Here is a 21,302-nt window from a genome sequence, read left to right on the forward strand (position 1 = left end):
TCGCTGGGCGGCGTCAATGTTTTCCTTCAGGCTGGTCACCATCTGGCGTACCGACGCGTGCAGCGCGCGGATTTCACGCGGAGAGCGCGGATTCAAACTGATATGGGTATCCAGATGCCCCTTCGCAATTTCATTCGTTGCGTCGGTCAGCTGGCGCAAGGGGGAGCAGATAACCCGCACCACATACCAGGCCACCAGAAGTATCAGGGCCACGATGCCCAGGCTGAGCCATGGCAGGAACCTGGTAAGCCGGGCTTCGTGCTCTGCCACCAGGGCGGCGATGCGCTGCTGTTCGGTCTGCACGCCATCAATATAGACGCCGGTGCCGATGAGAGCATCCGTGCCCGGAATCAGGCAAATATAACTGAGTTTGGGCTGTTTGCCCGCGCCGGGCTTGTCAAAGATGTATTCCACAAAGCCGCCGCCGCTCTTGGCCGCTTTTATGAATTCCCGGATGAAAAAAGTGCCGTTGGAATCCTTGAGACCGCTGCAATCCTTGCCGTTCATGGACTTGTTGACAGGCACGTTAATGCGCGTGCCGTCGGTCGTGTAGGTGAAAAAGTAGCCTTCATCGTTGGGGAAAAAGCGCTGATAATCGGTAAGCTGTTCAATGAGGGCATATTGCTTCTGCCTGTCAGTGACGTCCTTGAGGCGTTTGCCCAGATTCTGCGCCTCCACCTCCACCACGCTTTTCAAGCTGTATTCGTATTTCTGGCGCAAGAGTTCGGTGATCTCAGGCATGGTGACGTCATCAAAAATTCGTTGTGATATCAGTGTACTGGCGGTGTACAAAGCGCCGACGCCCAGTAAAAAAATGGCGCACAGCGTGATGAGCCACATTCTGACGTTCATAGGCATTACCCTCCCGTAAAAAATTGAATATCTATATATAATGCCTTTTCGGTGCGAATTCAAATATCTTAAGCCTGCCGCGAGATTTTGGGGGGGCTGTCGAAATATCGTTTTTCATTGACCGTGAAAAAATCAAATGGCACGAGACCAGCCTACGGTTTGCAAGCCGTACCGGAGGCGCTCGTTTTCCGTTTTGAGCCTGTTGATAAGCGCCATGATATGGCCCCAGGGCAATTTTGCAGCAACTTGTTGCAAAAATTGGCTGTTCACCAAAAATTTCAGCCGCTGAACGCCGAAACGCCGCCGTTCCTCCGCCAGTTCCCGCAGGCGTCGGCGGAGGTGCCATCCCGGTTCTGTGGAGGAGGACGCCGCACAGTGCCGCGGTTGACGCCCAGTGTCGCGCAGGCCCGCCGCCGGGAGGCCGTGTATGCCGTCTGGACATACCGCGCGGCCTCTTTGCATGACGCGGGCTTCAGAAGTTTTTTGACAGGACATCCTTGAGGATGGAAATGTCCAGCGCCTGCTCGGCGCCATCTTCCCGAGCCGGGCGCTCTCCTCCTCAAGCCGGCGCAGGCGCATGGCGTCAGAAACATCCATGCCGCCATACCTTGCCCGCCACTTGCAAAAAGTGGCGTCCGAAATCCCGTGCCTGCGGCACAAGTCCACCACGCGCATGCCGGCTTCGGCCTGACGCAAGATCCCGATGATTTGCTCTTCGCTGAATCGACTCCGTTTCATGGCTGCGCTCCTATGCCAGGAACACTAACTTTTCAATGGATCAGTTTTTGGAGGAGGGGGCGTCTGAACCGGCTTGACGCGGACGGAAACGAACCAGGAGCATGGCATGATTTTGCCTTTTGGTCGGATAAGGTATAAAATACCACGGTCTTTTTCTGCCGGGCAGCCTTCGTATGCGAAGGGAATCGGCTTCATGAATTTCTGGAAATTTTCCTGCAGAGAACCGGAGCTTACTTGCACAGATAAATGATATCTTTTTTGGGAGATAGAGGTATGGCGTCCAACTTTGCGTTTCTGCGCGAAAAATTCCCGGAGCTGGCGGAACTTGGTGTTCTGGCCGAACGCTATCTGCGTTCGGATACGCAGTCCTGCCTGATGAAGGCGGGCCTGCTGTGCGAGGGCATGATCCGGGTCATGTTTGCCCTGGACGACATCACCTTGCCCGAGCGCTGCGACGCGGTGGAGCGTATCGACATTCTCCAGCGACGCGAAGCGCTTCCGGCGGATGTGGCCGCCGCCTTCCACCTGATGCGCAAGGCCCGCAACAGGGCCGCCCATGAAGGGCTGAAGCTCCCGGAAGCGAACACGCTGTCTTTTTTGCAGATCACGCACGGCCTGTGCGGATGGTTTTTTCAAACCTACGGCGACGCATCCTACCGGCAACAGGATTTTGTCGCGCCTTCAGAGGTCGAAATTGCCGGGCCGTCTCCGTCCAAAGCCCAAAAGGAAACTGAACAGGAAAACGCCCTGGCGGATCAGGCGGTTTCCCGCGCCGCGCAGGCGCCCGCCCTGCCGGAGGACATCCGCCGCAAACGCGCCGCCGTTGCCGCGGGCAGGCGTCGTGTGTCCGAGGCTGAAACCCGGTATCTCATTGACGAACAACTCCGAAAAGTGGGCTGGGAGGCGGATTCCGAAAACCTGCGTCATTCCCTCGGCACGCGCCCGCAAGCCGGACGGAATCTGGCCATAGCCGAATGGCCCACGGATTCCTCTGCGGGCGACAGGGGTTTTGCCGACTATGCCCTGTTTGCGGGCACGCGGCTGGTGGGCGTCATTGAGGCCAAGGCCAGCCATAAGGACATTCCCGCTGTGCTCGACCACCAGTGCAAGGACTACGCCCGCCATATCCGCAGTGAACACCTGCCCCACACCATCGGCGAATGGCGCGGCTTCCGCGTGCCTTTTCTCTTTGCCGCCAACGGCAGACCCTATATCCGGCAATACGAGGAAAAATCCGGCATCTGGTTTCAGGACGTGCGCAAGGCGTCCAACGCGCCGCAGGCCCTGCACGGCTGGATGAGTCCCGCCGGGCTGGAAGAGCTTCTGGAGCGTGATATTGCCCAAGGCAACCGGCGCCTTGAAGCCATGTCCGCCGACTTTCTTGCCGATAAAAACGGCCTCAACCTGCGGGAGTATCAGCTCCGCGCCGTTGAAGCCGCCGAACGAGCCGTAAAAAACGGCGCGCAAACGGTTCTGCTGGCCATGGCAACGGGGACGGGCAAAACCCGAACCGTGCTGGGCATGATGTACCGCTTTTTGAAAAGCGGACGCTTCCGCCGCATCCTGTTCCTTGTGGATCGCAACGCTCTGGGCACACAGGCCCTTGACGTGTTCAAGGATGTGAAGCTGGAAGAACTGCATCCCCTGGACGAAATCTACGCCATCAACGGACTGACGGATAAGGGAATCGACAGGGAAACCCGCGTCCACGTCGCCACCGTGCAGGGCATGGTCAAACGCATCCTGTACAGCGAAGGCGGCGAATCCATGCCGTCAGTCATCGACTATGATCTGATCATCGTGGATGAAGCGCATCGGGGGTATATTCTTGACCGGGAAATGACCGACGACGAGCGGTTGTACCGCGACCAGCGCGACTACCAGAGCAAATACCGCGAGGTCATCGACTATTTTCAGGCGGTGAAAATCGCCCTGACAGCCACGCCCGCGCTCCAGACCACGCAAATTTTCGGCTCGCCCGTGTTCAGCTACTCCTACAGGGAAGCGGTCATTGACGGATTCCTCGTGGATTGCGACGCGCCGCACCAGCTCCGCACCACCCTCAGCGAGCAGGGCATTCACTACAAGCCCGGCGATACCGTGGCCCTCTATGATCCCGTTACCGGCGAAGTCACCAACGGCGAGCAGTTGGAAGACGAGCTTGATTTTGACGTGGACAACTTCAACAAGACCGTCATCAATGAAAACTTCAACCGCGAAATTCTGCGGGAAATCGCCAAAGACATTGATCCCGAGGATGTGTCCTCCGGCAAGACGCTCATTTATGCCGTCGATGACCATCACGCGGACATGGTCGTCCGCATTCTCAAGGAGATTTACGCCGAGGAGCTGGTGGATACGGATGCCGTCATGAAAATCACCGGCAGCATCGGCAACCGCAAGAATATTGATGCGGCCATACGCCGTTTCAAGAATGAAAGCCTTCCCAGCATCGTCGTGACGGTGGACCTGCTCACCACCGGCATTGACGTGCCCGAAATCACCCGCCTTGTCTTCCTGCGACGGGTAAAATCCCGCATCCTGTATGAACAGATGCTGGGCCGCGCCACCAGACTCTGTCCGGACATCGGGAAAGACCATTTTGAAGTGTACGACGCCGTGGGGCTGTACTCGGTTCTTGAGCCGCTCACCACCATGAAACCGGTGGTCAGCAATCCGGCGGCCACCTTTTCCCAGCTTCTGGACGGGCTGGAGGCAATGGAGGGGCCTGCGCAAATTCTGAACCAGATCAACCAGATTATTGCCAAACTGCAACGCCGCAAGCGTTCCATGACGGAGGAACTCCGGCGGCACTTTGCCGATATGGCCGGTGACGCGCCCGATGCTTTCATCGAGCGCGTGCGGGATTTGCGCCCGCGTGAGGCGAAGGCCCTGTTGCTGTCCAAACGCGACCTGTTTGAGCTTATCCAGAATGAAGGCTCTACGGGCCGCCGCCCCATTGTTCTTTCCGATACGCCGGACGCGCTCACCGGCCATACGCGGGGCTACGGCAAGGATAATCTTCGCCCCGGCGACTATCTGGAATCCTTTGCCCGCTTTGTGCGGGAACAGCGCGACGAGATAGCGGCCCTGAACATCATCTGCACGCGCCCGGCCGACCTCAGCCGCGCAAGCCTCAAGAGTCTGCGTCTGGCTCTGGGACGGGAGGGCTTTACCCTCCGGCAGCTCAACTCCGCCCTTTCTCACACGAGCAATAGGGATATTGCCGCCGACATCATCAGTTTCATCCGCCGTTACGGCATCAACGCCGAACTTCTGGGGCACGAGGAGCGCATCCGCCGCGCCGTGGCCCGGCTGAAGCAGGCGCACAGCTTTTCCAGGGCCGAGGAGAAATGGATCGACCGCATGGAAAAATATCTGCTCAATGAGTCCGTACTGTCAGTGCAGACCTTTGACGAAAGCGTCACCTTCCGGGAGAAGGGCGGTTTTGCCGCGTTGAACAAACTTTTTGGCAACCAGCTGGAAAGCATTGTGAACGAATTGAACGCCTATCTGTATGACGACGGGGGCCTTGCCGCATGACCACACGGGAAATTGTCGCCAAACTCTGGAACCTCTGCAATGTCCTGCGGGATGACGGCATCACCTACCACCAGTATGTGACCGAGCTGACCTATATCCTGTTCCTGAAAATGACCAGGGAAACCGGCACGGAAGCCGTCATTCCCGAAGCCTGCCGCTGGGACGCGCTGGCCGCCAAAAGCGGCATTGAACTGAAGCGCGTGTACAAGCAGATCCTGGCCGAGCTAGGCGAAAACGGCACGGGCCGGGTGCGGGAGATTTATCAGGGCGCGGCATCCAACATCGACGAGCCCAAAAATCTGGAAAAGATTATTTCCAGCATCAATGCTCTGGACTGGTATTCCGCGCGGGAAGAGGGCCTGGGCAACCTGTATGAAGGTCTGCTGGAAAAGAACGCCAATGAGAAGAAATCCGGCGCGGGCCAGTATTTCACGCCGCGCGTGCTCATCGACGTGATGGTCCGTCTCATGAAGCCCCGGGTCGGCGAACTGTGCAACGATCCGGCCTGCGGCACCTTTGGCTTCATGATCGCCGCCGACCGTTACCTGAAGCATCAGACCGACGAGTATTTTGACCTGGACGAGGATCAGGCGCTTTTCCAGAAGCAAAAGGCCTTTACCGGCTGCGAGCTGGTGCACGATACGCACCGTCTGGCCCTGATGAACGCCATGCTGCACGGCATGGAAGGGGAAATTCTGCTTGCCGACACCCTGTCCACGGCGGGCAAGGAGCTGAAAGGCTACGATCTGGTGCTCACCAATCCGCCCTTTGGCACCAAGAAGGGCGGCGAACGGGCCACCCGTGACGATTTTGCCTTTGCCACCAGCAACAAGCAGTTGAATTTCTTGCAGCATATTTACCGCAGCCTCAAGCGCGGCGGCCGGGCCGCCGTGGTGTTGCCGGACAACGTCCTTTTTGCCGACGGCGACGGCGCCCGCATCCGCGCGGACCTCATGGACAAATGCGACCTGCATACGGTGTTGCGCCTGCCCACGGGCATTTTCTACGCCCAGGGCGTCAAAACCAACGCGCTGTTTTTCGCGCGCGGCCAGAGCGACAAGGGCAACACCAAAGAGGTGTGGTTTTACGACCTGCGCACCAACATGCCCTCCTTCGGCAAGACCACACCCCTCAAAAAGGAGCACTTCGCAAATTTTGAGGCCGCCTATGAGGCTGAAGACCGTCATGCCGTGCGGGACGAACGCTGGAACGTGTTCACCCGCGAGGCGATACAGGCAAGGGCGGACAGCCTTGACCTCGGCCTGATCCGGGATGAATCCCTTCTGGAATATGACGACCTGCCCGACCCCATCGACAGCGGCGAGGAATGCGTCGCTCAGCTTGAAGAGGCTGTGGACCTCATGAAAAGCGTGGTGCGGGAACTGCAAAGCCTGACCCGCCGGGAGGCTGACTGATGGCCCGCCCCCGCAGGAATGCCGCAAAGACGCAGGGTTCCCCGCTGACGCCGGATGAAGTGGCCGAGATTCCCGTGGAGGAACAGCCGTACCCCCTGCCGGAGGGGTGGAAGTGGGTGAGGTTGGGGGATTATAATTGTTATGTCAGTGAAATTGTTAATCCTGAATTTTTCAGGGAAAATACTTTTGAACTGTATAGCGTTCCAAGCAGTTCTTTAGGATATCCAGAAATTATTTTAGGAAAAGAAATTGGCTCGTCAAAACAATCTGTTGAGCCAGATGATGTTTTATTGTGCAAGATAAATCCTCGCATTAATCGTGTTTGGAAAGTAACAGGATATACAAATAATAAACTTATAGCCTCTTCTGAATGGATAATTTTTAGAAATAAAAATGTATCATCAAAATATATAATGTATTGTATGAAATCAAAATATTTTCGTGAATATATGCTTTCAAATGTATCTGGAGTTGGTGGCTCTCTTATGAGAGCTCAACCTAAATATGTTCAGCGTTACCCTATACCTCTCCCTCCCATCGACGAACAACAACGCATCGTTGACCGCATCGAATCCCTGTTCGCCAAACTGGACGATGCCAAAGCAAAAGCCGAAGCTGTGCTTGACGGCTTTGAGATTCGCAAGGCAGCCCTCCTGCACAAGGCGTTTACGGGGGAACTTATTGGTAAAAAAAATATAAAATGGATATTCTTAGAATCTATTTTAGATGATATTCGTATTGGTCCATTTGGTTCTATTTTACATGAAAAAGATTATATTATTAATGGGATTCCCGTTATTAATCCTAAACATATTGTAAAACAACATATTTTTCCTCAAGTTAATGTTTCTATTAATTGCCAAAAGGCAGAAGAGTTATCTTCATATAAACTTTCTAAAAATGATATTATTTTAGGTAGGCGAGGAGAAATGGGGCGTTGTGCGCCTGTCTCTGATAAAGAAGCAGGTTGGCTGTGTGGAACAGGTAGTATGATATTGAGACTTAAGGAAAAATATCGTGCTGATTTTTATTCACTATTTATTTCAAGTCCATATTCAATACAATATTTTGAATCTAATGCAGTCGGAACAACATTGAAAAACCTTAATGAAAAAATCGTTAGAAAACTTCCAATTCCCCAAATTTCTATTGATGAACAAACAAGGCTTATCCACATCCTTGATAATTTCCTTGCCAAAGAACAGCAGGTCAAGGAAGACGCTGAAAACGTGCTGAACCAGATTGAGCTGATGAAAAAGGCCATTCTGGCCAGGGCGTTTCGCGGGGAACTGGGGACGCATGATTCCGCGAGAAACAGTCTGCGAAACAACGGAAGCATGTAATCGGGGTACGGCAAGCATCCGGGAAACAAAACATGAACCCAGGGCGGGAATTTCATGAGCGATATCAAACTTTTTCAGTTTTCGGCCGATGAAGCACATCCTCTGCCAGGCCACACGGCCCCGCGTGAAAGAGAATTGCATAACCTTATGCAGAAGCACATGGAGTGTTTTCTTGGCATACGCTTTGTCGCCAGCGAATACGGCACGGGCAGAATTCATGGCGGCCGCATAGATTCCCTTGGGCTGGATGAAAACAATTGCCCGGTCATTCTGGAATATAAACGCCACAAGAATGAAAATGTCATCAACCAGGGCCTTTATTATCTGGACTGGCTGCTTGACCACCGGGCGGAATTCAAATTGCTGGTTCTGGATCGCTTCGGCCGGGAAATTGCCGACGCCATAGAGTGGAGCGGTACGCGCGTGCTGTGCGTCGCCGGAGACTTTACCAAATTTGACGAGCACGCCGTGGCGCAGATCGGGCGCAATATTGAATTGATCCGTTATAACTACTTCGGGGACAATCTGCTGATGCTGGAATGGATAAATCCGGCGCAGGCCACTCCATCCCCCGCTGTGCCGGGCGGCTTCCCGCAGAAAATCGCCCCTGCCGAGGCCGTTGCCGCCGCTCCGGAGCCTTCTCCTGAAAACAGAAGCGGCGTAGCTGACCAGCTTGCCGCCATGCCCGAGGAACAACGTATCCTGTACGATGAACTGTGCAGTTTCATTTTTTCCCTGGGTGACGATATCAATGTAAAGGAATTGCAACTGTATGTCGCCTTTACTCGCCTGAAAAACTTTGTCTGTCTCTGTCCCATGCATGGCTGGTTCAAGCTCTGGCTTCACCTTGCCCCGGACAGCGTGACGCTGGAAAAGAATTTCAGCCGTGATGTGCGCGATAAAGGCCACTGGGGAACAGGCGATCTGGAACTTTCCCTGCGCACCATGGACGATTTAGCCAAGGCCAAGCCCCTGATTGAGCGCGCCTATCAGGAAAGTTAGGTCTTCTATTTATTACCCAGACAGACAAATTTAGAAATTTCTTCTAAGGAAGAATTACAAACAATATTCTTTCCTTGAATCATAAGGAAGCGAAAACATTTTTTATTCAGATCGGTTTCCGTCCTGGCCGCTATGTCCGTGGCAAAACCGCGCTTCCTGTCTTGACTGGCAGGTTTGCAGGTAGCCATCCAAGGCGGCCTCTCCACAGGTAAAGCCGCTTTTATCCATAGCAGAGGATAAAAGGCCAAAAAGCAGCTTCATGCCTGAGTCCCCCGCTCATCATACTCGCTGGTCAGAGACTTGAGAAACGGGCCTGGCTCGGATACTTTTTCGTCAGCCAGCGCTTTGGTCAGCAACTCCTGGTCATGTAGAGTCAGACGAATCAGGCTTTGTTCGGCAATGATCCGCTCCGCTTTCTCCAGGGCCGCCTCAATGAGAAAATCCGTGCGAGTCTGGCCTAGCAGGGCAGCGGCCCGGTCAATGGTATCCCGAATGGCTGAGGGAATGCTGACATCAATGCGGGACATGGATAATTCAGAATTTTGAGACATGGCGGCCTCCTGAGAGATATATACGGATTTTTGCCGTACAAATTACGGGGAGCCCACATTTTTCGCTTACACAAAATCAAGTAGATAAAACACTAATTAATCCTTAAAATATACCATGCCCCTCGCCCCTTGCCCTTCATAACAAGCTGACCGTTGGCTACCAGCTTGCGGAAATGCTCTTTCAGAGTATTCCGACTCACACCAGTAAGAATGACCATATCCTTCACCGTCACGCGCCCATGCTCACGGGCATATTCCAGAATTTGCAACGAAAGCTCCGGCAACGCGGCCATGACGATGTGTTCCTGTTCCATCTTTCTTTCAAGGCGCTTCATCTGTTGATGCAGAGCCCGAAGATAGAAAAGCAGCCAGGGATTCCAGTCTAGCGAATCCGTTCTGATACTCGTCTGTGTTTGACGCAAAGCCAGATAATAGTTCTCCTTGCTGTTCTCTATGACGCTTTCCAATGAACTGTAGGGGGTATAGGCGTACCCGCACCGGAGCAGCAAAAGAGTGGTCAGAATGCGGGAAAGTCTGCCGTTGCCATCCTGAAAGGGATGGATAGCCAAAAAGGATGCGATAAAAATGCCGATAACCAAGAGGGGGTGAAACTCTCCCGCGTTCAGCTCGGCATTTGTCCAGCTCACAAGCTCCCGCATGAGCCGCGGCGTATCAAAGGGCGAGGCGGTTTCAAAGACAATGCCTATCTGTTGCCCTTGAGCGTCGAAAGCGGCCACACTGTTGGGAGTATTTTTATACTGGCCCCGGTGGCGCTCGTCCTTATCACTGTGGCGAAGCAAATCCCGGTGAAGCTGGCGGATATGATTTTCTGTCAACGGGATATGCTCCCATGACTGAAAAACCTGTTCCATGGTTTCCGCATACCCGGCCACTTCTTGTTCGTCGCGCGTGGTAAAGGTGTGAATGGAAAGGTTCGCCAGCAGACTTTCCACTTGACGGTCAGAAAGTTTGCCGCCTTCAATGCGTGTGGAGGAGCCCACGCTTTCGATGGCAGCCACACGGCGCAGAGCGGTAAGCCGCTCCGGGGCCAGAGTGCCTAACGCCTTCCATGCGCCCTTGAATTCGTCAATTTGGGCGATGAGTCGGAGCATCTCGGGGGTGATGTTCAGGGTCTCCAAAGTAATCATACCCAAAACTTCACCCAAAAACACCCATTTCGTCAAGCCGCAAATTCATCCAATTTCATCCGAAACAAAAAAGCCTACGCTATTCAGATTTCTCTCAACGCTCTTCCCTGTAGGTATTATGCTTCGCCGCCCGATTGAACACTCCACCGGCTTTAGCCGGTGGAGTGTTCAATCACATAAAAACAAATAGATACATTATCAATCTATTCTCCACTTCACACCACAAGAAAATCAAGAGGTTAGGCTCAGCTAACAAATTATTTTTAGCCGGTTTTCAATAGCGGCCCAATGGATGAAGGCCTCGTAACTGGATGCGGTCTTGTCGTATCGGGTCGCCATTCGACGATTTTCTTTCAGTTCACCGATAAAACGCTCTATCAAATTTCGTTGTTTGCATATCGCATGGCAAAAATCGAGTGACTGCAAGCTGTTGCCCCGTTTGGGAATCACGGGACGCATCCCTGATTCGCGAATTTTTAGCCGCAGCTTTTCGCTGTCATACCCTTTGTCGCCGCATAGTGTTTTCAGCTCGTTTTCTGATGCCTGTTCAATCAATGCCGGCGCATGAAATCGGAAACCCCTATGACCAGACGCATTAAAACGCCGCCCGGCGAACCGGTCGCGCCTATTCCGCCGGGCTTCCGTCGGCGCGGCGCTCGAAACGTGGCGACGCCAGATGGCAGCCTCCGCGGCCGGTGCGCTCCGCAAAGCGCTGGTGGTAGCTCTCAGCCTCATAAAAGGCCCCGGCCGGGCGCAACTGCGTGACCACCTTGTAGCCCAGCTCCGTGAGTCGGGCCATGAGCTTTTGGGCCACAGCCTTTTGTTCCTCATCCAGATAAAATACGGCAGAGCGGTATTGCTCGCCCATGTCCGGCCCCTGTCGGTTGAGCTGCGTGGGATCGTGTATCTCGAAAAAACGCCGCAAAATCTGTTCGTAGGAGACTCTGGACGGGTCAAAGCGCACCCGCACGGCCTCGGCGTGCCCGGTGCGGCCCCGGCTGACCTCCTCATACGTCGGGTCTGGCGTATGCCCGCCCGTATAGCCGGATGTGGCCTCGCACACGCCGGGCAGCCTGCGAAAAGCGTCTTCCACACCCCAGAAGCAGCCTCCGGCCACAATGGCCGTGCCGGAACAGGGGACACGCTTTTGGGCGCGCGCGAAAGCCGCTTTTTCCTCCTCGCAGTCCGCCGGGACAAAACTCATGGACAGGGAATTGACGCAATGCCGGGTATTTTTGGCCGTGAAGCCTTCGCCCTCAAACACATGGCCCAGATGCCCGCCGCAATGCGCACAGAGGATCTCCACCCGCTGCCCGTCCGCATCGGGCGCGCGACGCACCGCGCCGGGCACGGCGTCGTCAAAGCTGGGCCAGCCGCAGCCGGATTCAAATTTGTCCGCGGAACGGTAGAGCGGCATGCCGCACTGACGACAGAGGTAGGAGCCCGCCGCGTGATGGTCAAAATAACGACCCGTGTACGGGGCTTCTGTGGCTTTGCGCAGCATCACCTCAGCCTCACGCTCACTGAGCGGCGGCATGGGGTACTTTGTATTCATGATCACCTCGCGGGGCGCGGCCATGCCCGGCATGACCGGCGCAAGCAGCCAGAGCGGCGGGCAAATCGCCGGCACGCGCCGGAACACGCCGGATAGGCCGGAAAGCATGGATTTTCCTCAAAGGCTGAAGCCGCTGGGATGCGCGCGATGCCACTCCCAGGCCGAGGCAATGATGCCTTCAATGCCCACCTTCGGTTCCCAGCCAAGCACATGCCGCGCGCGCTCCGCCGAGGCCACCAGGCGGGCGGGATCGCCCGCCCGGCGCGGGCCCATGCGCATGGGGACGGCGTGACCCGTCACCCGCCGCGCCGCCTCGATCATGGCCCGGACGGAAAAGCCCTGCCCGTTGCCCAGATTGCAGACCACGCTCTCCCGACCGCTTCGCAGATGCTCCAGAGCGCGCATGTGGGCGTCGGCCAGATCCATGACATCCAGATAGTCCCGGATGCAGGTGCCGTCGGGCGTGGGATAATCATCGCCGAAAACAGTGACATAGGGGCGCAGCCCCAGCGGCGTCTGGAGAATCAGAGGGATGAGATGGCTTTCCGGCCGGTGATCCTCGCCAATCTCGCCGCCGGGCAAGGCCCCGGCCACATTGAAGTAGCGCAGAATCACAGAACGCATGCCATGAGCCCGGCCCGCCCAGTTCATGACGCGCTCCATCATCAGTTTGCTCTCGCCGTAGGGGTTGGTGGGCCGGGTAGGGGCATCCTCGCGGATGGGCACGCTCTCCGGTTCGCCATAAACCGCGGCCGTGGAGGAAAAAACGATCTTGTCCACACCGTGCCGCAGCATGGCCTCCAGCAGCGTTTGCATGCCGTGAACATTGTTGTTGAAATAGAGCAGCGGCTTTTCCATGCTCTCGCCCACCAGGGAACTGGCGGCAAAATGAAGTACGGCCTCGATGCGGTTCTCGGCAAAAATCCGGTTCAGCGCCGCGGGGTCGCGGATGTCGCCCTGGTACAGGCGCACCCCGGCGGGCACAGCCTGGCGATGCCCGGTCAGAAAGTTGTCAATGACGACGGGTTCCTCTCCGCGCGCGAGCAGGGCGCGCACATTATGGGAGCCGATATACCCTGCTCCGCCGCAGACCAGAATGGACATGACGCTATTCTCCCTTGCTCGTTGCTTATGCCGACGCCGCGCGCCATGCCGCGCCCTCCGGCGCAGTGTCGCGAAGCGCGGAGCGGTTCCGCGCATGACGGAAAAGCATAGCCGCAAAGCGGGCGAAAGGGAAGCCGCCGGCATGAAGGGCACAGGGCAGCCCCTGTTGCGCGCTGCTGATTCGGGGCGCGGCGGGGCGCGTCCCGCCCGACTCCGCAGAGCGTTTCATGCGCGAAATGCTCTGCGACATACACATAAAAAGGATGGCTTTTGCATGTCGGTGCGAAGGGGTATTTTTCCGCTCGTCGCCCGAAGCGGAGCGAAGGGCGGGGGCTGTCGCCACAACCATCCAAAAAACAGGAATTTTTTGCGTCGGCAAGAAAATGGGCGATTTTTTGGAGGGAGCGCGCTCATGCGCATGACCGACAAAAACCGTCCAGCGACGCGGCCAGCGTGAAAAAGGCCGTTTTTGACGGAAGTTGTGGGGAACACGGTCAGCAACACCCCTGACCAACAGGGCATTCACGGGGCCGGACTCTAGCAAGGGCTGCCGCCCCCGAGCGGTTCAGCATGAAAATGCCCTATGAGGCCCAGGCGGCCAGCGCCTTGTCCAGCTCCGGCCCTGGCCGCACCCTGAGCGCGCTGTCCAGACGCAGATGACAGCGGCAGCCGTCCAGGCTGACCAGGGCTTCGGCCTCCACCGAACCGGGATGCGCCTCCAGAATGTTTTTCAGGGCCAGCATATCTTCGCGGCCCAGGCGGTGCGCCGGAATATGCACACAGACCGGGGTGTCGCTCTGGCCGCAGGCTTCGGCCAGGGGGCGCGCGCTCTGCCCCAGCATCTTGAGTTCGCGCGGGGCGTCCTCATTTTCCTCATCCGCGTCGCGGGCGTCGTCGCTCTGGCTGTCCAGGCGGGCCGTGAGGCAGAGGGGCTGCTCGCTTTTGATCAGCTCGCGGGCTTCGGCATAGGCGCGCGGGAAAAAGGTCACTTCCGCGTGGCCGGTGAGATCCTCCACGCCCACAAAGGCCATGCGTTCGCCCTTGGATTTGGTGAGCACCTCCTTGACGCTGGTCACCAGTATCGCGCAGGTGAGTTCCGCGCCGGGGAAAAGCTCGCGCGCGTCCTCCAGGGTGGTCAGGCGCAGGCGGCGTATCTCACGGCTGTAAGGCTGGAGGGGGTGGCTGGTGAGAAAAAAGCCCAGGGCTTCTTTTTCGGCCTTCAGTTTCAGGTCGTCCTCCATTTCGGGCAGCGCGGCTTCCGAACAGTCCAGCCCCACGCCGGGCTGGGGCGCGGCTTCCGCCACCGGGGCCATGGCCAGCAGGGAGACCTGATTGGAGTTTTTGTCTTTGGCTTTTTTCTGGGCGCGGGCCACCACCATTTCCAGGGCGGCCAGCATGCCCGCCCTGGAAATGCCGAAACAGTCGCAGGCTCCTCCCTTGATCAGTGATTCAAGCACGCGCTTGGTGACTTTGCGCAGATTCACCCGGCAGCAGAGATCCAGCAGCGAAAAATAGTCGCCGCCGTCTCCGCGGGCCTCCACAATTTCGCGGATGGCCTCGTCGCCCACATTCTTGATGCCGCCCAGACCGAAGACCACCCGACCGCCATGCGCCGTGAATTCGCGCTGGCTCTGGTTCACCGAGGGCTGAACCACATCAATGCCCATATCCTTGCAGCAGGAGACGTATTTGAGCAGCTTGTCCTGATTGCCCATTTCCGAGGTGAGCAGGGCGGCCATGAATTCCACCTTGTAATGCACCTTGAGGTAGGCCGTGTAGTAGGAAATCAGGGCATAGGCCGCCGAATGGGACTTGTTGAAGCCGTATTCGGCGAACTTTTCCATCAGGTCAAAGATTTCATTGGCCTTTTCTTTGGCAATGCCGTTCTTTTCCGCCCCGGCCACAAAGGTCACGCGCTCTTTGGCCATGGCCTCGGCTTTTTTCTTGCCCATGGCCCGGCGCAACAGGTCGGCCCCGCCCAGCGTGTAGCTGGCGATAATCTGGGCGATCTGCATGACCTGTTCCTGATAGACGATAACCCCGTAGGTGTCGCGCAGGCATTCGGCAAGCGAATCATGCGGATAGACCACCGGCACCTGGCCGTGCTTGCGCTTGATGAACTCGTCCACCATGCCCGAACCCAGCGGGCCGGGCCGGTAGAGGGCCAGCATGGCGATGACGTCCTCAAAGCAGGAGGGCCTGAGCATGCGCAGATACTGGCGCATGCCCGAACTTTCCACCTGAAAGACGCCGTCCGTGTCGCCGCGGGCGTAAAGATCGTAGGTTTCGGCGTCGGTAAGCGGCAGATTGTCCAGATCCGGCGGGGTCTGGCCCTGCAGGCTGATGTTGTCCAGCGTGTCCTGGATCAGGGTCATGGTCTTGAGGCCCAGAAAGTCAAATTTGACCAGCCCGGCCTTTTCGGTCATGGGGCCGTCGAACTGGGTCACAAGTTCGCCGCGTTTGCCCAGATAGAGGGGAAGATACTCCTCCATGGGCTTGTCCGAAACCACCAGTCCGGCGGCGTGAGTGGAGGCGTGGCGGGCCAGGCCCTCCAGGCGGCGGGCGGTATCCAGCAGATGTTTGACCTGCGCATCCTCCTCATAAAGTTTTTTCAGATCCGGTTCCAGCTCCAGAGCCTTCTTGATGGTCATTTTCAGGTCGTCGGGCACCAGCTTGGCGATGCGATCCGTCTCCGCAAAGGTCATGCCAAGGGCGCGGCCCACATCGCGCACCACGCCCTTGGCCTTCATGGTGCCGAAAGTGGTGATCTGGGCCACCGAGCCTTCACCATAGGTGTCTACCATGTGGCGGATCACATCACCCCGGCGGCGTTCGCAGAAGTCCACGTCGATATCGGGCAGGGAGACGCGTTCGTTATTCAGAAAACGTTCAAAGAGCAGATTGTAGGGCAGGGGATCCAGGTTGGTGATGCGCAGGGCCCAGGCCACCAGCGAGCCGGCCGCCGAACCGCGCCCCGGCCCTACCGGAATGTGGTGATCCTTGGCCCAGTTGATAAATTCCTGCACTATGAGGAAATAGCCGGGAAAGCCCATTTCAAGGATGACATTGAGCTCGTATTGCAGCCGTTCGCGGTATTGCTGCGGGTCGATGCCTTCGCGATCCGGGTGCTTTTCCAGACGTTTTTCCAGGCCTTCCTCGGCCAGGCGGCGGAATTCGGACTCCATACTGGCCCCTTCGGGCAGCTGGTATACCGGGAAGTAGTGGTGGCCGAAATCCAGCTCCACATTGCAGGATTCCGCGATGCGCATGGTGTTGGCCAGAGCTTCGGGCACATGGGCAAAGGCCTTTTCCATCTCCTCGATGGATTTGTAGTAGAGTTCGCGCGTTCCGAAGCGCATGCGCTTGGGATCATCCATTGTGGTCTGGGTCTGGATGCAGAGCAGCACCTCATGGGCGTCGGCGTCGTCGGCATTGAGGTAATGGCAATCATTGGTGGCCACCAGAGGCAGCCTGGCGGTTTCGGCAATTTCCAGCAGGCCGTTGTTGACGAGCTCTTGCTCGGCCAGACCGTTGGACTGCAGTTCCAGATAGAAATTGTCGGGATAGATGGCCGCGTATTCCCGGGTCAGGCTCAGGGCCTTGTCCATATCCCTGGCCAGAATGGCGCGGGGAATTTCGCCCGCGATGCAGGCCGAAAGGCAGGTCAGGCCCTCGGCGTAACGGCGCAGCATCTCCTTGTCAACACGCGGCTTGTAGTAAAAACCGTCCAGAAAGCCGTGGCTGACCAGCTTGACCAGATTATGATAACCCAGCTCGTTTCGGGCCAGCAGGATCAGGTGGTGGCGGCGGCGCGCCAGTTCCGATGTCTTGTCCGCATGGTCGTGGCAGACGTAAACCTCGCAGCCAAAAATGGGCTTGACGCCGAAGTCCTTGCAGGCCGTGTAGAAATACGCCGCTCCGAACATATTGCCGTGGTCGGTGATGGCGCAGGCGGGCATGCCGTAATCCTTGGCGCGGGCGCAGAGATCCTTGATGCGGATGGCGCCGTCCAGCAGGCTGTATTCTGTATGGCAATGCAGGTGGACAAAGTCAGACATGGGAACTCCTGAAAAGTGGCTGGGTTCCCTGTATAGCAAATGGCGAAGCCGGGCTCAAGACAAGTCGCCGACAACCTCGCCGCCGCTGTTCCTGAATGACGGCGACAAGACACGCGGGGGCAAAGAGCGGTATCGCCAACGCCCGCAACGGAAGCCATAGGAAATGTGACTCATCAAAATCCGCCCTTCGCATTGCCCTGCGCGGATACCCTGTGATGGCCGGCCGGGGTATCAGGGCATATCCGGGCCAGAAGTCTGAAAAAGGAGCGTTCTGACAAAAAGATAGAAGATATATTAAAATCTCTGAAGGGAGGTGAATATGACTGCATGCAAGAATTGCGGTTTAGAGCGCATTGTAAAAAATGGCTTTGCGCGGAGAAAACCACGCTGTCGCTGCAAGGAATGCGGATTTAATTTTGTTGAAATGGATGACAGAAAAAGTGATGCGGTTGCCGCTGAAAAAGCAATGATCATTCTCATGGATTGATGTGGTAAGCGTGATAAAAACATTCATAAAAATTCAAGCGACTGTCAAATTGGCATCTTTCCATGCATTCCTAATACACACGGGAAAACAGCTTGCAAACTCTTTGTCAGCAGAGCATAGTATCTGCTTGTAAAAGTGGACACTACAAACCCGCGAGGGTTTTGCGGCGGCGTGGCCGGGTTCATTTGCGAAAAACCGCGTTTTTTCGCCAACGATCCCGCAAAAATTCTTCGCGGAATTCCGCGCGGAATTTTTGCAAGCAGACGCTAGTTGAGGCTTTCCCGCATGACGTCGAGCATCAGACTTTCCGGTTTTTTGGCGCAGGCCTCCAGATAGGCGTTGAGAGCGGCGTCACTTTCCAGCACCGAGCCGGGCTTGCCGCTCTTCTGGCGGTTATAGCCGTCCAGCCAGATGAGAAAGCCGCTGCCGTCGTCTTCGGTGTCGTACTGTTCGCAGGTGGTCTTGTCCGCACGCCAGGGGCTGTCGCCGGGCGCGGGATGATTTTTGCGGGCCTCCTGCCAGAGGGTGAGCGCTTTTTCCGTGGGCCTGTCCCGGCAGGCGGCATAGACCTGCTCCAGCAGCGGGATGATCGTGGGATAGGCCACGGTTTGCCCCTGCGCGGCGGCGGCATAGCCGTCGATTTGCAGCCCCGCGTACAGCGGCGTCAGGCCAAAGCCGCCGGTAGCCACCAGCTCGGCGCAACTGTAGGCGGACGGGTCAATTTTTTCGTCCGTCGCCCGGGCGGCCACAGGCAGGCTCAGCATAAGGCAGCAGAGAAGAAGCAGTTTTTTCATTCTTTCTCCTTGGATGGAACAGCGTATCTCATACATTGCCTACAAGCCCGTGCCTGTCAACAGGCATTTGCACGTTTGCTTACACGGTTGATAAGCCCACCTTTTGATGGGCCATATCAATACAGCCTCTGGTGGCATCAAATTTATCAATGGTTGTACCAAGATATGACAAGATACCCTTTGCTAAAACAACTCAAAGAGTTTGAATGCTCTTCAATTCAGCCTTGCTGTTGATATTTAGTTTGCGGTATATATTCTTTAATATGGTGTTTACAGTGTGTATACTGATACAGAGTCGCGTCGAAATTTCTTTTGCGCTCAGCCGCTCTCGGGCCAAGAGAAATACCTCGCGTTCCCGCAGCGTCAGCAGTGAAGCGCCCCCCTGCTCTTTTTTCAGGCGCGCCACCCCCCGTTCTCTACGGGAACAGACGGCCCGCAATTCCGCAGTCTGCTGCGGCATGAGGGCAAAAAGCGGCTTGAGATCGGAAGCCAGGCGGGCAAACGGCAGATATATCCCGTCCGGCAGGGCAAGCCGCAAAGCCTCTTCCATATGGGAGGCGGCCTCCGACATGACGCCTTCTCTCGTTTCGGCTATGGCCAGATACAAGGCATGATACAGTCGAGGAAGGATATAGTTCATCGCGCGAGCCTGCTGCATGATCAGATCCTCGCACCTGCGCAATTCCGCGTGGCGTCCCTCCAGCAGGAGATAGTGCTCGTACAGAATCAGGGCATAGGGGATGCTGTGGGCGTAAACTACGCGCTGTATCCCCGCAATATCACACAGCCATGGGGGAATATCCGCGGTCTGTCCCAGACCAAGCTCCAGTGTCGCCTGGCACAGTTCCCCCAGACGCAGCACGGAACGTTGCCTTGATTCGTTCATATTGCGGACAATGCTTTCACGGGTCATTCTGTAGGCTTTGGCGTCTCCGCGCAGAATCGCGACTTCGGCCAGGATGAGATCCGCGCTGAGAATGATTCCGTATTGCCCCTCCTTGCGCGCCCGGTATGTGGCCCTGTAGGCCATGAGTTCCGCCGCCTCGTCATTGCCGGAGGCAAGAGCCGCCTCAGCGCGGAAAATGTGTTCCGCTCCAGCGCCGTGCCCGGAAGCCAGCTCAGAATACACGGGCAGGTAGGTATCCATGAGATCCGTCAGCTGGTTCAGACCTCCCAGGCGATTCCAGTACAGACAAAGAACCGAGACCGTGCCGAAGGGCATGGTGCCCCGGAAAACCTCGGAACGGGGAGTGTCCGAAACAGCGCGCAGATGATGCAGGGCCTTGCGGTGGAACTCCCCCATTCTGGCGATGTCGTTATATTCGGTGAAGGACATGAGCATGGCGTATTCACCACAGGCTTTCTCCCATTCAATTCCATGCCTTCCCTTGTTCGTCTCAAGCAGATTACTGAGAACTTCCGTGGCATGCCGGAAATAGGCATGAGTGCCTCTCCGAAAAAAATTATACGCCATGAGTATGAGAAAAACCGGGTGAGCCTGCAGAATTTCTCGTGGGCATCTGTCCATTAAGCGCTCGAACAGGGCTGTGATGTCCCGTTCCTGATTATTATAGACATACTGGGTGGATATGGGGAGAGTCAGAATGGCCTGGTAGTCTTCCACCTTCATGAAGAAGAGGGCCGCCTGCAACAGGTCGTCTATATCAAGACTGGCGAGGGCTGCCTTGCGGTACACCGCTTTTTTGAATTCCGCGGGCTGCATGGAAAAGCGTTCCAGCAGATAATCCCGCAGGATGCTGTGCATGATATATGCCTGCCTGTCCGATGCGTAGTGAATGAAGAAATCAAGAGAGAGCAGCTCCGCGACGGTATCCGGCAAAGCCATGCCGTCACTCATGGTGGCGGCCTGACGGCTGTTGAAGGACTCCAGCAGGGAGAGCGCCATTATGAGGTTTCGTTCCTCGGCTGAAAGCCGGTTCCAGACGGCGGTTTCCACCAGAGGACGGATGTCGTTGAAATCGACAAAATCTCCGGTATGCCTGTAGTTTCGCAGCTGAAGGCGGATGGCGGCCACCCAGCCCCTTGAGGTCGCCTGGAGCAACTCTATCTGTTCCCGCGAGATGTCTATGCCCGTCAGACTGCAATATTCGACAATGCATTGATTATCGAAAAAGAGGTCGCGCGACGTGATGCCGAGATATGGCTGAGCGTGAAAGGTAGCGTTATCTTCATCCTTGAGGGGTTGCGTCACAAGAATGATATGCATGTTCGCATCACGACAGGCGGAAAAGGCGGCGATGCAGCGCTTTCGCACCGGACTGTCAAAGAGCTGGTAGTTGTCGATGACCACAAATGTGGGTTCCGCGCAGGTATAGCCGGAAATGAGGAAGGCTATGTCAGCCAGGTTCTCCGGAGAGGGTTCGCCAAGTTCCAGCAGCTCATCCGCAATGCTGTCTTCCGAGCCGTCGAAAAGCGCGCAGATACCCGCCCATGCCCTGCCCGCTGATTCGCCGAAACAGGTGTACCAGCGCACATCGGCCGTTTTTTGTTCCCGTGCCAGATACTCGCGCAGCGCCGTGGTTTTGCCAAAGCCGGACGGCGCCTCAATAACCGTCAGGCCATATGTGGGAATATCCGCCAGGGTTTCCCGAAGATGCCGGGAGAAGTAGTAACGGTTGTTCTTTTGCGAACCGCACCCCATGGAATTTCCCTCGTCTGTTCCTGATTTTCCCGCGTGCTCCACTGTATATA

Annotated in this window: 15 protein-coding genes; 5 read left to right on the plus strand and 10 right to left on the minus strand. The window is 56.4% G+C overall.

Features of this window, described 5'->3' with window-relative positions:
- Positions 1–852: cache domain-containing protein (locus ACQRA4_RS12055; RefSeq protein WP_427823322.1), on the minus strand; the 852-nt coding region annotated here is incomplete at its 3' end.
- A gap of 132 nt (positions 853–984) precedes the next feature.
- A complete protein-coding gene (locus tag ACQRA4_RS12060; protein ID WP_427823323.1) occupies positions 985–1,590 on the minus strand; it encodes a transposase in 606 nt (201 codons plus the stop codon).
- Positions 1,591–1,863: 273 nt separating this feature from the next.
- Between ACQRA4_RS12060 and hsdR the strand changes: the two genes are divergently transcribed.
- From hsdR to ACQRA4_RS12080, 4 genes are read left to right on the plus strand one after another with little or no spacing between them, the layout of a single operon-like run.
- Complete coding sequence (hsdR, locus tag ACQRA4_RS12065; protein ID WP_427823324.1) at positions 1,864–5,133, plus strand: type I restriction-modification system endonuclease; 3,270 nt, start codon at positions 1,864–1,866, stop codon at positions 5,131–5,133.
- Positions 5,130–6,548, plus strand: coding sequence for an N-6 DNA methylase (locus ACQRA4_RS12070; protein ID WP_427823325.1), 1,419 nt, complete (start codon positions 5,130–5,132; stop codon positions 6,546–6,548). The genes hsdR and ACQRA4_RS12070 overlap by 4 nt, the downstream gene beginning before the upstream one ends.
- Positions 6,548–7,891, plus strand: coding sequence for a restriction endonuclease subunit S (locus ACQRA4_RS12075; protein ID WP_427823326.1), 1,344 nt, complete (start codon positions 6,548–6,550; stop codon positions 7,889–7,891). Before ACQRA4_RS12070 ends, ACQRA4_RS12075 begins: the two co-directional genes overlap by 1 nt.
- 54 nt (positions 7,892–7,945) lie before the next feature.
- Positions 7,946–8,893, plus strand: coding sequence for a DUF5655 domain-containing protein (locus tag ACQRA4_RS12080; RefSeq protein ID WP_427823327.1), 948 nt, complete (start codon positions 7,946–7,948; stop codon positions 8,891–8,893).
- 257 nt (positions 8,894–9,150) lie between these two features.
- Here ACQRA4_RS12080 and ACQRA4_RS12085 read toward each other — a convergent pair whose 3' ends face one another.
- From ACQRA4_RS12085 to dnaE, 6 genes are all read right to left on the minus strand, one after another.
- Entirely contained in the window at positions 9,151–9,444 is a 294-nt protein-coding gene (locus tag ACQRA4_RS12085) for a DUF1778 domain-containing protein (RefSeq protein ID WP_427823328.1), read from the minus strand.
- A 92-nt stretch (positions 9,445–9,536) separates the two neighbouring features.
- Entirely contained in the window at positions 9,537–10,592 is a 1,056-nt protein-coding gene (locus ACQRA4_RS12090) for a Fic family protein (RefSeq protein ID WP_427823329.1), read from the minus strand.
- 249 nt (positions 10,593–10,841) lie between these two features.
- Positions 10,842–11,147, minus strand: a complete 306-nt coding sequence (locus tag ACQRA4_RS12095) for a transposase (RefSeq protein WP_427823330.1) — start codon at positions 11,145–11,147, stop codon at positions 10,842–10,844.
- A gap of 70 nt (positions 11,148–11,217) precedes the next feature.
- Positions 11,218–12,255, minus strand: a complete 1,038-nt coding sequence (locus tag ACQRA4_RS12100; RefSeq protein WP_427823331.1) for a bifunctional methionine sulfoxide reductase B/A protein — start codon at positions 12,253–12,255, stop codon at positions 11,218–11,220.
- Positions 12,256–12,264: 9 nt separating this feature from the next.
- Positions 12,265–13,251, minus strand: a complete 987-nt coding sequence (gene galE / locus ACQRA4_RS12105) for a UDP-glucose 4-epimerase GalE (RefSeq protein WP_427823332.1) — start codon at positions 13,249–13,251, stop codon at positions 12,265–12,267.
- A 581-nt stretch (positions 13,252–13,832) separates the two neighbouring features.
- Positions 13,833–17,309, minus strand: a complete 3,477-nt coding sequence (gene dnaE, locus ACQRA4_RS12110; RefSeq protein ID WP_427823333.1) for a DNA polymerase III subunit alpha — start codon at positions 17,307–17,309, stop codon at positions 13,833–13,835.
- Between the two features lie 319 nt (positions 17,310–17,628).
- On the opposite strand from dnaE, the gene ACQRA4_RS12115 reads away from it, so the two are divergent.
- Positions 17,629–17,796, plus strand: a complete 168-nt coding sequence (locus ACQRA4_RS12115) for an IS1/IS1595 family N-terminal zinc-binding domain-containing protein (protein WP_427823334.1) — start codon at positions 17,629–17,631, stop codon at positions 17,794–17,796.
- A 266-nt stretch (positions 17,797–18,062) separates the two neighbouring features.
- Here the strand turns inward: ACQRA4_RS12115 and ACQRA4_RS12120 are convergent, their stop codons facing one another.
- Positions 18,063–18,590 carry a hypothetical protein gene (locus ACQRA4_RS12120; RefSeq protein ID WP_427823335.1) on the minus strand — a complete coding sequence of 176 codons (528 nt, stop codon included), beginning with the start codon at positions 18,588–18,590 and terminating at the stop codon, positions 18,063–18,065.
- Positions 18,591–18,783: 193 nt separating this feature from the next.
- Positions 18,784–21,302, minus strand: a 2,519-nt coding sequence (locus ACQRA4_RS12125) for a LuxR C-terminal-related transcriptional regulator (protein WP_427823336.1), incomplete at its 5' end; no start/stop codon positions are given.

The sequence above is a fragment of the Desulfovibrio sp. SGI.169 genome, assembly GCF_050313595.1.
Classification (GTDB): domain Bacteria; phylum Desulfobacterota; class Desulfovibrionia; order Desulfovibrionales; family Desulfovibrionaceae; genus Desulfovibrio.